The 12,635-nt window shown below is 70.7% G+C and carries 12 protein-coding genes and 2 pseudogenes; 6 read left to right on the plus strand and 8 right to left on the minus strand.

The window, feature by feature from the left end:
* Positions 1–118: 118 nt before the first annotated feature.
* The 6 genes and pseudogenes from IO24_RS0138505 to IO24_RS47765 all read right to left on the minus strand — a co-directional run bounded on the left by IO24_RS0138505 (position 119) and on the right by IO24_RS47765 (position 5,465).
* Positions 119–871 (minus strand): hypothetical protein, encoded by a 753-nt coding sequence (locus tag IO24_RS0138505; RefSeq protein WP_031144288.1) that lies wholly within the window; start codon positions 869–871, stop codon positions 119–121.
* A 208-nt stretch (positions 872–1,079) separates the two neighbouring features.
* On the minus strand, positions 1,080–1,913 hold the full coding sequence (locus tag IO24_RS0138510; protein WP_031144290.1) for an alpha/beta fold hydrolase: 834 nt from the start codon (positions 1,911–1,913) through the stop codon (positions 1,080–1,082).
* A 32-nt stretch (positions 1,914–1,945) separates the two neighbouring features.
* On the minus strand, positions 1,946–3,328 hold the full coding sequence (locus IO24_RS0138515) for an FAD-binding oxidoreductase (RefSeq protein ID WP_031144292.1): 1,383 nt from the start codon (positions 3,326–3,328) through the stop codon (positions 1,946–1,948).
* A 618-nt stretch (positions 3,329–3,946) separates the two neighbouring features.
* Complete coding sequence (locus IO24_RS42340) at positions 3,947–4,618, minus strand: ParB/RepB/Spo0J family partition protein (protein ID WP_234335386.1); 672 nt, start codon at positions 4,616–4,618, stop codon at positions 3,947–3,949.
* Positions 4,619–4,688: 70 nt separating this feature from the next.
* A pseudogene (locus IO24_RS44895) lies at positions 4,689–4,817 on the minus strand (ParA family protein); the annotation flags it as partial.
* The gene (locus IO24_RS47765) at positions 4,818–5,465 is read right to left on the minus strand and encodes an arylamine N-acetyltransferase (RefSeq protein ID WP_051906018.1); all 648 of its coding nucleotides are present in this window, start codon (positions 5,463–5,465) and stop codon (positions 4,818–4,820) included.
* Here IO24_RS47765 and IO24_RS0138530 point away from each other — a divergent pair.
* The 3 genes from IO24_RS0138530 (at position 5,457) to IO24_RS0138540 (ending at position 6,900) form a co-directional block, all read left to right on the plus strand.
* Positions 5,457–5,858: an arylamine N-acetyltransferase gene (locus IO24_RS0138530; protein WP_157851338.1), complete on the plus strand. Its 402-nt coding sequence runs from the start codon at positions 5,457–5,459 to the stop codon at positions 5,856–5,858. The two genes, IO24_RS47765 and IO24_RS0138530, sit on opposite strands and share 9 nt — an antisense overlap.
* A 169-nt stretch (positions 5,859–6,027) precedes the next feature.
* On the plus strand, positions 6,028–6,324 hold the full coding sequence (locus IO24_RS0138535) for a Ku protein (protein ID WP_031144296.1): 297 nt from the start codon (positions 6,028–6,030) through the stop codon (positions 6,322–6,324).
* Between the two features lie 186 nt (positions 6,325–6,510).
* Positions 6,511–6,900, plus strand: coding sequence for a thiol-disulfide oxidoreductase DCC family protein (locus IO24_RS0138540; protein WP_031144298.1), 390 nt, complete (start codon positions 6,511–6,513; stop codon positions 6,898–6,900).
* 106 nt (positions 6,901–7,006) lie between these two features.
* Here the strand turns inward: IO24_RS0138540 and IO24_RS0138545 are convergent, their stop codons facing one another.
* The gene (locus IO24_RS0138545) at positions 7,007–7,951 is read right to left on the minus strand and encodes a helix-turn-helix domain-containing protein (protein WP_031144300.1); all 945 of its coding nucleotides are present in this window, start codon (positions 7,949–7,951) and stop codon (positions 7,007–7,009) included.
* Positions 7,952–8,073: 122 nt separating this feature from the next.
* On the opposite strand from IO24_RS0138545, the gene IO24_RS0138550 reads away from it, so the two are divergent.
* Positions 8,074–9,597: an alpha/beta hydrolase gene (locus IO24_RS0138550; RefSeq protein ID WP_031144302.1), complete on the plus strand. Its 1,524-nt coding sequence runs from the start codon at positions 8,074–8,076 to the stop codon at positions 9,595–9,597.
* A 242-nt stretch (positions 9,598–9,839) separates the two neighbouring features.
* Here the strand turns inward: IO24_RS0138550 and IO24_RS41485 are convergent.
* Positions 9,840–10,292 (minus strand): annotated as a pseudogene (locus IO24_RS41485) (phytase); the annotation flags it as partial.
* Between the two features lie 25 nt (positions 10,293–10,317).
* On the opposite strand from IO24_RS41485, the gene IO24_RS47770 reads away from it, so the two are divergent.
* Both IO24_RS47770 and IO24_RS0138560 read left to right on the plus strand, forming a co-directional pair.
* A complete protein-coding gene (locus IO24_RS47770; protein ID WP_420823252.1) occupies positions 10,318–10,602 on the plus strand; it encodes an endonuclease domain-containing protein in 285 nt (94 codons plus the stop codon).
* Positions 10,603–11,131: 529 nt separating this feature from the next.
* Entirely contained in the window at positions 11,132–12,394 is a 1,263-nt protein-coding gene (locus IO24_RS0138560; protein WP_078899571.1) for a TolB family protein, read from the plus strand.
* The last annotated feature ends 241 nt before the right edge of the window (positions 12,395–12,635 follow it).

The raw sequence follows: 12,635 nt of genomic DNA on the forward strand, positions 1-12,635 counted from the left end.
TCCGTGCGGTGAAGATTCGACACCTCCACCACACACGGGGGCCTTCGCCATGATCAAGCCCGACCCCGCGTTAACAACGCTCGTGATCAATACACCTAGTGCCCGGGATGTGTATCGCTCAGGAGCAGGAGCGGACCGCATCGTCCCAGGCGCCAGGGCTGCGGTAGTGGTTCTTGTGCCCTGTGGCAAGTACGTGGCGCAGTTCGGCAAGGTGCTGGGTGTTCGTGGGGAGATCCAGCCGGTCGAGAAGGGCGAGTGCGGCAGCCGGTTCCAGGTCGCCGTAGACATCGTGGAAACTCGCCCGGAGGCCGTGGAAGACGGCTGAGTGCAGGGCTTGAAGCCGCACGGCGGCGTGGTACGTCGGCTCCTTCACTGTCCAGCGCACCGGTCCTGAGCACACCAGAACACGTCGGGCGCGGCGAAGCAGGGCTTCCGACCGCTCGGCGACCACTCGGTCGATATCGTTGCCGAGGACCTCGGCGAACGCCACCACGGAAGTGGTGTGGTCCTCGAACCAGTCCACCCACAGCGAGTAGGTGACGGCCTCAACGTCGCGGTCCGCCTCCAACCGCCGGCGGTAGCCGTCCCACAGCACGTCGGCCGGCAGGGGGCCCTCCGCGCCCTCGTTCGCGAACCGGATCTCGCACGTGACCCAGTAATCATCAAGCAAATCCAGCAGCCCGAAGGCCAACCGCAGCTGGTCGGCGGTATCCAGGTCTTCCGCAAACACATCACCGGCCCAGGAATGCGCCACTTGGTTGGCAGTGAGCAACACCTCCGGCTTCGCGTCGCTCACCCACCCATCGCGTACCTGGCTGACGCCCTGCTCAGCCAGCCAACGCCGCGCCGCCTCCGCGGCCTGCACCTCCACGTGGGAAGTATGGCAAGCCTCGCAGGATCCGAACGACTGTTGACCTTGAGTTTCCGCGCCCTCGCGGCTGAGAGGCTGTCCTCATGACGGACGCTCAGAGACGTGGTGGCTGTCGCCTTGCTCGCCGCGGCCTGACCCATCGGAACCGCACGGTGCCCGCCGCCTCCCTCCGGCGGGCACCGGCCGGTGAACGGCCCGCCCAGGATGTTCAGCGATGCCGGGTGGCCCTCCCGCCGGCCAGCGCTTCCACCTCCCTCCAGAAGGCTCCGACCCGCGCGTTGAACACCTCCGGCACCTCCTGGAACGGCTGATGCGCCTCCCCGGGCAGCACCTCGAACACGGCGCCCGGGATGCTCTCCGCGACCGTGCGGCCGAGGCGCGGTGGTGTGGCGAGGTCGAGTTCACCGGCGAGCACGAGGGTCGGGACGCTGATGCCGCCGAGGCGGTCGAGGGTGTCGTGACCGGCGAACGCCGCGAGCTGGCGCTGGAAGGCCTCGGCGGACTGCGGATGCTCGAAGGCCAGGGCCTCGTCGATGAAGCGGTCGACCATGCCGTCGGCGTGGGCGCGGGGGGTGTAGACCCACAGGAAGAAGGCATCGAGCATGGCCCGTTCGTCCGGGGCGCGTTCGACCATCCAGTTCCAGAAGCGCGTCATGGTGCGGAAATAGGGATCCGGGCGGGCCATCGTGCTCATGAGGACGAGGCTGCGGACCAGGCCGGGGTGGCGCAGGGCGAGTTCCTGGGCGATGAAACTGCCGCCCGAGAAGCCCGTGATGTGAGCCGTCGGAACCTGGAGCGCGCGCAGCAGCGCCGCGGCATCGTCGGCCATCCCCGCCACCGAGAGCGGGCCGTCGGGCAGCGGACTGCGGCCCGCGCCGCGGTTGTCGAACGCGGTGAGCCGGTAGCGGTCCGCGAGCCCGTCGAGCTGTGGCTGCCACGCCTCGGCGGGGTCCCCGAGCCCCGCGACGAGCAGGACGTCGGGACCCTCGCCACGCTGCTCCACCCAGAGTTCCACGCCGTCGGCGTCGACCATCCGTCCCATGCCGGGCCTCCCAAAGACGCGTGCGGTGTCCGTCATCCTCGTGCCGGTTCGATGTTCTGATTGCCGTGGAAGAGGTTGTCCGGGTCGTAGGTCCACTTGATGCGGGCGAGCCTGTCGTAGTGGTCGCGGTACGTCGCCCGGACCCGCTCCTGGCCCTCGCCCGAGCCCATGAAGTTCACGTACGAGCCGCCCATCGAGAACGGGTGCAAATCCTCCTGGTAGCCCACGCACCACTGCTTGATCGTCTCGGCGTTGGCCGGGTCGGGGTCTACGCCGGCGAAGACACCGGACCACAGAGCGTCCCGGTAGCTCCACGCGGTGTCGTCCGGGCCGACCCGGTGGGCGGCGCCGTCGACCGGGTAGAGGTGCATCAGCGACAGCGGCGTGGGGTTGTTCCGGCCGTATTCGAGGTGCACGTCCAGGGCGGCGTCGGGGATGTGGTCGAAGAAGTCGCCACGCCAGTACCACTGGTAGCCGGCCGGGATCAGCTCGTCGAACATGCCCTGCAACGCGTCGTAGGGCATCGGCGTCGTGAAGTGGAAGGCCGGCCGGGCCGCGTCGTTCACCACCGAGAGGGTCTCGGCGACCCCGTCCGGGTCATCCGTGCAGCACCATACGATGCCGCACACCTTCTGCCCGTGGAGCTCCTCCGGGAAGGGCGGGCCGGGCGGGACGACGAGGACGGCGAAGAACCCGTAGACGTCCTCGGGCGCCTGCGGGAGGAACTCGCGGTACCACGCCAGCACTTCCTGCGTGCTGTCGATGGGCCAGACGGTCACCCCGGCCCCGACCGTGCCCACCGGGTGCAGGCGGTAGGTGAGGGAGGTCGCGATGCCGAAGTTGCCGCCGCCGCCCCGCAGTGCCCAGAACAGGTCCGGGTGCTCGGTCTCGCTCGCGGTGACGAAACCGCCGTCGGCCAGCACCACGTCGGCGGCGATCAGGTTGTCCACGGTCAGCCCGTACTTGCGGGTGAGGTAGCCGTGGCCGCCGCCGAGGGTCAGGCCCCCGACGCCCGTCATGGAGATGATGCCCGTGGGGGTGGCGAGTCCGAAGGCCTGCGTGGCGTGGTCGAGGTCGCCGAGATGGCTGCCGCCGCCGACCTCGGCGGTGCGGGCCTCCGGGTCGACCCGCACCCAGCGCATCGGCGAGAGGTCGACCGTCACGCCGTCGTCCGCCAAGCACAGGCCGGGACCGCTGTGCCCACCGCCTCGCACGGCGAGTTCCAGGCCGTGGTCGCGGACGTAGGCGACCGCGGCCATCACGTCGGCGGCGTCCGCGCAGGGCACGAGGGCGGCGGGCCGTTTGTCGATCATCGCGTTGTAGATCTTGCGCGCCTGGTCGTATCCCGCGTCCTGCGGGCCGACCACCGGCCCCCGCAGCGTGGTCCGCATGTCTTCCAGGGTGGCGGTGTCCATGATGATCTCCTCGGGCCGCGTGACCGTACCGACATAACCAGCCTCCTGCCGACCGTGGGATGATGCATGTCCAGAGCACTGCGGGCAGCCTTAGGGCATGGCCCCGGTCTGCGCACCGACAACGCGAGCACGCCATGCCGCCGACACGCCTCCGCCGCTGCCCACCCTGGATCCTCCAACCGGATGCCGGACGACGGGCTGACCTCTTGGCGTAGTGGATGTGGGAGAACCGTCTCCAAGCGGCTGGCCGACGCCACGGCGAACTCCGGCGTGTCAGCGACATACCGCCTCGGGCCCAGGACCTGTCCGGGCGGTCTCGCGGCTCGGTGTAGGCCGAAGAAGGTGTCGTCGGATTCGACCTTGTGGTCAATGAGCATCGCGAGCTCGCCTGGCTGGCCGAAGGGCACCTTACGGACGCGCTGCTCTCCGTCTTCGGTGCCTTCAGGGCTGCTGTCGAGGCCTGCTCCCCAGTGGTCTGATCGTGGCTCTGGTACGGCCTGCTTGCGTGCGTCAGTGGTCTGGGGTCCTGGGGTGGTGGAGGACGGTTCGTCCGTGCCGCCGCCCTCTATTACGTCGTAATAGCCGTTGGCCTTCCCGGCGTTCTGGGCGGCGGGAGTGTCAGTCTTGGTCTGCCTCTTGCGTTTGCGTTCCCTGCTTCTCTGTCTCTTTGCGCGCTCGTTCCTGCTTGAGCGCTTCGAGGGCTGCCTCCTGTTGCTCAGGGGGCATGCTGCCCACGGCACGCAACAGGTCGATGGGGTCCTTACCGACGTGTGCCTGTAGTTCGGGGGTGAGGCTGAGCAGGGCGAGGCGTTGTGACACCCAGCCCTGGGAGCGGTGAAGCCTCTGCGCCAGGGCGGTCTGGCTGCCGTGGATGGCCAGGAGTCGTTGCAGAGCACGGGCTTCGTCCAGCTTCTCGAGGTCCTGGCGGTGGGTGTTGGCGACGAGGGCGGATTCGAGGAGTTCCTCCGAGTCGGCGCCCAGGTCGTCGCTGACCATCACCTTGAGGATGGACACGTCGGCGTCGCGTGCGGCTGCGAGTCGGCTGCTGCCGTCGACGTGGGTAGTGTCCGGTTCGAGGTCGGCTTCCCGCTCCGGGTTTGCCTTGATGTAGGCGTCGCGGTTCATGACCGTGATCGCCTGCTTCTGCCCGTGGGTCAGCAGGCTGCCTGCAAAGTCGGTGAGGTCTCCGAGGCTGGAGCGGGGGTCGTCAGGGTTGAGGTTGATCCAGTGAGGGGGCAGTTCCGTGGGCGCTGCGACACAGTCGGTGGGGGCCCCGGTCACGGCAGCCACGGCCGCCGGCGTGCGCTGACGAGACGTACTCCCCCACGGAAGCGGCCGGCGCCCAGCTTGTCGGCCTTGCTCACGACACCTCCCGGGCCAGGGCCCGCATGCCGATCGCCTGCTGCGATTTCGGCGCGTACGACAGAAGAGGCTTCTTCACTCGTACTGCTTCCTTCTGTGCCTTGAGGGCACCGATGAGGCCGACGACTCAAGGCGCGTAGCGCCGCAAGGGCCGCGCAGCGAGGGCGGGAGCGCAGCGGACGCCCGGTGCCCCTGCCGCGTGGCAGGCGGCGACCGGTGCCGTGCCCCGGCCCACCCACCCCGGAAAAGGGGCTGTGCTGCGCCCTGGCGCGGTGCTGCGCCCCGGGTGGGAACCGGAAGCCTGCCCGGGGCGTCGACGGGCCTGTGCCGGGCGTGCAGACGGCCTCGCGAGTCGAGTTCCGCGGGGAGGCCAGAGGAATGCGGCCGTGGGGCCGCGTGTTGGCGTATGGGCGGCCATCAGCGACCGACAGAGATCCGCCCCGGAGGCGGTACGAGTACGCGCGGGCCAGCGACGCCCCTCCAGCTCGACGACGAGCATGGCGTGCGTCGCCGGAAGGATCTTGTCGGAGCCCATCCGTATCCGGCCGGAGACGGCGGTGAAGCGGTAGCCCAGGGCCTCCAGGGCGGCGGCGAAGATGGTTGCCAAGTCCAGCGCCACGTGGCCGTGCAGGACCGCGTCGAGGTTCTCCCAGCCTATGGAGAGGACGTGCGCCCGCTGCAAGGTGCGGAGGGTGCCCAGGGTCGGTGTGCAGTCGCTGTCGTACCCGATGTGTGCCCGATAAGGGTCGAGGTCGAGCTCTTCGCTGTGCCACACGACGGTCTCCTCACCCCCGGCGCCGACGGATGGGCCGTGTACCAGCGGAGCGGTGACAGCCCCGACAGGTGGCTGAGCCGGCACGCGACGACCCTCAACCCGCAGTACCCGATCGACTTCGCCGTAGGGAACCACTTCGTCGACTCCAGCAGCCGCTCCCCGTTCGTCACCCGTCCATTCATCCAGCGGATCCTCCCCGACCGGCTGCATATCCTCGACGGGCTGACCTGGACCACACAGTTGGCGGACGGCAGTGTCCCACCCGAGACCCAGACGGTACGCGCCGAAGAGGTGCGCAAGCTGCTGGACGACATCTTCGGCATCGTGATCAGCGACGAGGACGCCGCTCTGCTGGAGACCAAGGTGATGGACCTGGCGGCGAACGGCGCCTGAGTGCACAAGCACCAAGAGAAGGTAGCGGGAGGCGATCCCGCAGAGCCTGACACCACCAGGGGCTGTCTGGGCCGCAGACGCGAGGGCGGTCCCCGACCGCCCTCGCCCCCAGACCTGGATCGTCCCGAAGACGAACACTGACTGTTACGATCTGAGCCGCTCGGCGAAGGTGGCCGTCGCGAAGTACGCGTGGTCCGGGCGTGAGCGGCTCGGTCTGCTGCGAGTGCGAGACGACGCGATCGTGCTGCACGCCATGCGCTGGCACGACGAAATCAGGTCGCCGGAGGAGCAGCTGCAGCCGCCGGTCGAGCTGAGCGACGAGAAGATCGAGGGCGCCCTGGCGCTCATGGAGAGTATGGCCCGCGACGACCTGGAAGGCGAGGAGTTCCGACGCCTGCACCGAAGCCGTCGAGCAGATCTCCAGGACCACGGCAACAAGGTCCGCTTCCGCAACATTCAGCTGTGACCCCTGTAGCGAGCCGCCGCTGACGGGCCTCACCACGAGGGAGACCGGGTGGCTGGTGGCCGCGGCCACCAGCCACGCCGGCCCCTAGCCACGAGCCCCTGCTGGGCGCCGCGCCGGCCCTCTCCGCGCCTGCCGGCCGGCGCTCCGCAGGGGCCGGACCCGCGGCGGATGCGGCACGCTGGAGGGGTGCGGATGCGACCAGTACTGATCTTCGACGGGGACTGCGGGTTCTGCACCACGTCGGTGGGCCTCGTCCAGCGTCTGGTGCGGCCCCGGTGCGAGGCCGTGGCATGGCAGCACGCGGGTCTCGCATCGCTCGGCGTGACTGCGGAGCGGGCCCGCCACGAGGCCCTGTGGGTGACACCCACCGGGCGGGTGTACGGCGGTGCGCAGGCCGTGGCGAAGATCCTGCTGAGCGGGGGCGGCGTATGGGCCGTCGTTGGAGCGGTCCTCACCCTGCCGCCCGTGCGCTGGGCCGCCCACGGCCTCTACCGACTCGTGGCCGACAACCGCGGACGACTACCGGGAGGGACCGCCGCGTGTGCGGTGCCCGGGGCGAGAACCCATCGGGCGTAGCCCACGAGGTCGTACAGCCCCAAGCTCGCCGTGTCCCGGGGGATGCGGCCGCAGCTCGGGCGGCGACCGGTCCCAGACCATCCGCCAAGCGTTCAGGGGACGTGACTCACGCTGCTTCGTCGTTGTCCAACCGCAGTGCCGCGCGCAGCCAGTCGTCCGCTGAGCCCGGCGTCGGCTGTGGGCGGCCGCCCGGCGGAGTCAGGACGATGGCGGCGAGTTCCCAGTACCGGTCCAGGCGCGGCTCGGACGTCAGGCGCGCGGCCAGCAAGCGACGGAAATCGTGGGTGTCGCGGCTGCGGTAGGCGCTCGCGTACGCCGCGACGTAGGCATCCAGCGCCTCGCCCGGACACGGCTCGTGTGCCCGGCGCAGATGTGGAGCAGCGAGTTCGAATGCCTCGATGAGGCCCGCGTACAGCAGGGTGGCGCCCCCGGCCCCTGCCACTCGGTGCACCTCCGGTTGGGGCTGCCGACCGTTCGGGCAGGGAGCCGTCGTCATCGCGTGCAGCCGGGCGAAGGCGAGTACCTGGGACGGGTGCGGTTCGTCGGGCGGCTGGGGAACGGCCGCCTCCAGGAATGCCGCAGTGGCCGGGCGCGGCATCCGTGGTGGCAGCCAGGTGCGCCAGAACCTGGCCAGTGGTGCGGTGCTCGGCGGCGTGCCCAGTGCGGTGAGCAGCCTCAGCCGGCCGGCGCGCTGGGCCGGCGGGCAGTCCCGCACCAGTTGGAGTGCCGCTTCCCGCCAGCGCAGGGCTTTCAGCTCATGGCCGAGCTCACGCAGGCGGCTGTCGACGGCGTTCTCCAGTGCGGGGCCGGCTGCGTCTTCGTCCTCGATGATGCGGCGTACTTCTGGCAGGGAGAGGTCGAGGGCGCGCAGGGAGCGGATCAGCTGCAGACGCTCCAGTGCCTGGGGGCCGTAGCGGCGGTGTCCGCCACTGCTGCGGGCTGCTTCGGGGAGCAGGCCTTGGTCGGAGTAGAAACGGACGGTCTTCACGGTGGCACCGGCGCGCTCGGCGAGTTCCCCGATGCTCCACAACGGCTGGGGCGAAGTGGACAGTTGAACCTCCCTTAGGGGGAGTTCCTACGGTACCGGTGCGCGGGCCGGGCAGACGCCGTGGCCCGCGGACGATGGCGTACGCGACCGGCGTGGCGTCATGTGACGAGTCCGGGGAGGGCTTTGTGCAGGTGTTCATCATGGTGGCGGGTGTGTTCACCGGGGCCCATGTCTGGCAGGAGACGGCCGCGCGGCTGGCCGCGGCGGGTGGCGCGGTGCACGCGGTCCCGCTGACGGGTATCGACCCGGCCCGGCCCGCCACGCCGGCGCACGTCGGTCTGGAGACGCACATCGAGGACGTGCTCGCGGCGATCGACGCGGTGGACGTGACGTCCGGGCGGGAGATCGTGCTCGTCGGTCACGACTACGGGATCCACCCGGTGCTCGGCGCCGCTGATCGGCGGGCGGAGCGGATCGCACGCGTCGTGTACCTGGACTGCGGGATGCCGCAGAACGGTGTCCCGGCGCTGGCCGCCGTACCGGACCAGGTGCTGCGCGCGCAGCTGGCCGAACGCGCCGAGGCAGGCGAGCGCGAGGGCGTGCTGGCGCCACCGGCCCATGACGAGTGGGAGCGCTGGGGCAGTACCGCCGGCGTCGGCGAGGCGGCGCTGGAGCGGCTGACCGCCCTGGCAGCGCCCCAGCCGCTGGACACGCTGCTTCAGCCGCTGCGGCTGACCGGAGCGGTGGCCGCGGTTCCCGTGACCGGCGTGCTGTGCGCCCGGAACGGCGCCGGTATCGACCAAGTGCAGAGGCTCGTCGACTTCGGCGACCCCGCGCTGGCCGTCCTGACCGAACCTCAGGTCACCTTCTTCGAGCTTCCCACCGGGCACTGGCCGATGCTGTCCTGCCCCGCCGAACTGGCAGACGTCCTGCTGCGGGCCGCGGCCGGTGAGGGACACCACCTGCGGCCGGCCGGCGACGACGCCCCGGCGCCTGCCCACCTGCGGCCGTTCCCGTTGGACGTCCCCGAACTGCCTCGCGACCGCCGAGGTCATGTCGATCTGTACGTTCCCGACGGTGAGGGCCCGCGACCGGCCGTGGTTTTCGTGCACGGCGGTCCGGTGCCCGCCGGTGCGCGGCCGCTCCCGCGTGAGTGGCCGACCCTGGTGGGCTACGCCCGCTTGGCCGCCGTCGAGGGCGTGGTCGGCGCGACTCTCGACCACGGCCTCCACGACATCGCGGACTACGAGCGCGCCGCCGCTGACATCGCCGCCGGGGTGGAACTGGTGCGGGCGGACAACCGGGTGGACGCCGACCGGATCGCCCTGTGGTTCTTCTCCGGCAGTGGTCTCCTCATCACGGACTGGTTGGCAGAGCCCCCTGCCTGGCTGCGCTGCCTGGCCGCCTCCTACCCCGTCCTGGCTCCCCTTCCGGCCTGGGGGATGGCCGGCGGCCGCTTCCACCCCGCCAGGGCGGTCGATCAGGCGGGACCCTTGCCCGTCGTCCTCCTCCGTGCCGGGCGAGAGCACCCCGAGATCGCCGCGACCGTCGAGGCGTTCGTGACCGCGGCCGACGACTGCGCGGCGCGACTCGAACTGGTCGATGTCCCCAACGGCCACCACGGGTTCGAAACCCTCGACGCACCAGAGGACACGCTCCCGGCCCTGCGCCATGCGATGCGCTCGGTGGTCACCCACCTGACCGGGTGACTCCCCGGCCGACTCCGGGGCCCGATCACGGGTTCCGGCGCGGCGGTTGGACGAGCCGGCTTGCGATCCGCCACGCGGATGCCGGTCGGCGGTCCTGGCTGCGGTCTTCCCCCGGGACCACGGTGGAGCTAACTCCACCCAGGTCAGGGGGCGGACGCCATTATGCCGGCGGAAAAGTTCTGGATACTGAGCTGCATGACCAAATCAATCATGCTTCCGGTGGACCCGCCGACGCAAGGAGAGACCGGGTCGACGGCCGGGGCGGTGATGTCGGTCAGCGGACCGCCGTGCTTCGACGGGTCGATGCGGTAGATCCGCAGCCGGTCGTTGCCGCGGTCGCTGACCACAGCCACGTCGACCCGGCCGGCGGCGGTGCGCAGACCGGTGACCAGGTCGACGTTGTTGTACCGGCCCGGGGCGTCGTCGTGGGCGGGCGAACGAGGCGCCGGAAGCGACTGCACCAGGGCGCGCAGGTCGTATACACGTAGACCGCCCTCCTTGGCGGTCGCGATGACGAGGCTTCGGCCGGGGTCGGCCGTGTTGCGCCAGATCGCCGGATCGTCCGCGTCGGAGTTGCCGCCCGCCCCGTCGTCGTAGAGGGCGGGGGTCTCGCCGACGGGCGTCACCGTCGGAGGCCCCTCGCCGTCGGCCCCGGCCCGATCGGGGGCCAGGAGGAAGAGCGCGGCGGTGGACAGGACGAGGGCGGCGGTTCTGCACCGGGTGCGCCCTGGTCCCGGTCGGCTTCCGCATCGGGGGCGTCCTGAGAGGCGACATCGGCGTCGTCCTTATCGGCTTTCACACGTCTGCGCCCTGTGCCAGGCAGGCCCCTCGGTCGAGCCCTCCCCCGACGCTCCCAGCTTCTGGCACGACCACGACCATCGCTGCTGCCCGTCCGGCCGCTCCTGCGGCCGCTGCGTACGCGGCCTGCTCTGTCTGCCCTGCAACGCCACCCGCCTGCCCGCCCACGAACGCCTCCCCGGCATCCTCCGCGACAACCCCCGCTGAACAGCGCTGATGCACCACATCCCCAGTCCAGCACCACCGACACAACACCGAGAGCCTGCAGCCAGGCGTCGGCGACGAAGTCGTGTCGGCTGCCGGAGCCCGGGCCGGATCGGGCTTGGCTGTGGTCGCCGTGGTGCGCCATGCGTCGGTGAGGAAGTCCGCGGGCGTGGCGGCGGCCTGGGCGTCGGGCTCGGGCGGCTTCTGCAGCTGCCGTGGGCCGGCCTGTGCCGGGAGCGCGGGGTGCTTCGGGCCGTCGGCGAGTTCAGGCCAGCGATCTCGAGCCCATCTCGTACCAGCTGCCGCACACCGGGGCGTTGCGCGTACGGACCGCTGATCTCGCCGCCTGGTTGTACAGCATTCATCGGATTGCTCAGGGGCGGCAGTTGGAATTAGATCGGGTCTCGCCGCCTGCCGGCGCGACGTCCGGTGAGCGCCCGGTCGACGACCACGGCCGCCGCCGACGCCTGGTGCGGGGCACACCGAGCCCGGGCGGCGTCCACGTCTGCACGAGTCAAGGGGGAACGCATCCATGCGAAGCAGACTCGGAGTCCCAGCCGTGGCCGTCACCGCCTGCGTGTGCGCGGCGGTGCTGTTGGCGCCCACGGGGGCACAGGCGGCACCGAACGACCCGCCCCGCGAGCACCACGGGAAGCAGCCGGGCGCCCGGCACACCGTCCGCCTCAGCCAAGGTGCCGACGGCGCGTCGGACGCCCCGTCACTCAGCGCCGACGGCCGCTACGCGGTCTTCACGTCGTCGGCCTCCAACTTGGTCCCCGGCGACACGAACGGTGCCCCGGACGTCTTCCTGCGGGACCTGAGGACCGGCCGCACCCAGCGTGTCAGCACCGACGTCGCTGGAGGCCAGTCCGGGCTCGGCGGCACCGAGGGAGCCATCAGCACGAACGGACGGTACGTTGTCTTCGTGTCGGCCTCGACCGACCTGGTTCCGGGTGAAGTCCACGACAAGCAGTCGGTCTACTGGCGCGACCTGCGGACCGGGGAAGTGAAGTACGTCGGCAACGACCTCGGCAATGACCTGACGCGGGCGCTGCACGCGTCCGTCAGCGCCGACGGCCGGTATGTCGCGTTCGCCGTGAGCGAGATGGTCCCCCGACCGGGCGCGTCGGTCGCCGTACGCGACATGCGCACCGGGAAGCTGACTAAGCATCCGTACGCCCTGCACCGGGCCACCAGGCCGCTGCTCAGCGACGACGGCAGCGTCATGGTGTACACGAACAGCAGCTACTGGCCCTACGGCAATCCGGCCTCCGACGCAAAGGTGGCTGACCCGCTCACCGGGACCCACCGGTCGCTGCACACCAGGCCCGACGGCGCCCGTGGCAACGGCAGGGTGTCCCAGGCGGGCATCAGCGGCAACGGCCGCTACGCCTCCTTCACCTCGACGTCCACCGACCTCGGCCCCGAGGACACCAACGGCGACGGTTCCAACGTCTTCGTCCGCGACCTGCGCAGCGACGCCCTGCGCATCGTCGAGGCGCCCGACCCCGCCCTGTCCACCGCCGACGGGGCGCTGAGCCGCGACGGCCGGTACCTGCTCTTCCGGGCGTTCGCGGGCACGTCGGACCCGGGCACCTGGTACCTGCGCGACCTGCGTCACGGCCGCACCAGGGTGGCGATCACGGACGCCGCCGGCACGCCGGTCCAGGCCGGCACCGGGGACCGGCCGCTCGACGCCCGGGCCCGGACGGTGGCCTTCTCCTCCACGGCCGACAACCTCGCCCCGGGCCCGCGCAGCCCGAAAGCGGACGCCTACGTGCGACGGCTGCGCTGACCGTCGCCCCTTGAGTGTCGAGCGGCTCGGTGGGCTTGTGCGCCGCATACGCCAGCGCCGTCACGCTGCGCTTGAGACAAAGCGTGGATTTCTGACGATCCGTGTGAACCAGTCGGCCATCGACGGTCTTACCGAGGTGAAGGCGAACACGACGAGCCGATGGAGTCTCCATGACCGAGTCAACCCGGACGACGCGGTCAGATGACGTTGACGACATCGAGGAGACGGGTGGCGAGTTCGG

Source organism: Streptomyces flavovariabilis, from assembly GCF_000725785.1.
In the GTDB taxonomy this organism is placed as follows: Bacteria; Actinomycetota; Actinomycetes; order Streptomycetales; family Streptomycetaceae; genus Streptomyces; species Streptomyces hawaiiensis.

Bases quoted from the DNA above. Each gene is read 5' to 3' on its own strand.
- IO24_RS0138515 (WP_031144292.1), bottom strand. From the start codon at position 3,328: ATGGACACCGCCACCCTGGAAGACATGCGGACCACGCTGCGGGGGCCG.
- IO24_RS0138560 (WP_078899571.1), top strand. From the start codon at position 11,132: ATGCGAAGCAGACTCGGAGTCCCAGCCGTGGCCGTCACCGCCTGCGTG.
- IO24_RS0138510 (WP_031144290.1), bottom strand. From the start codon at position 1,913: ATGGGACGGATGGTCGACGCCGACGGCGTGGAACTCTGGGTGGAGCAG.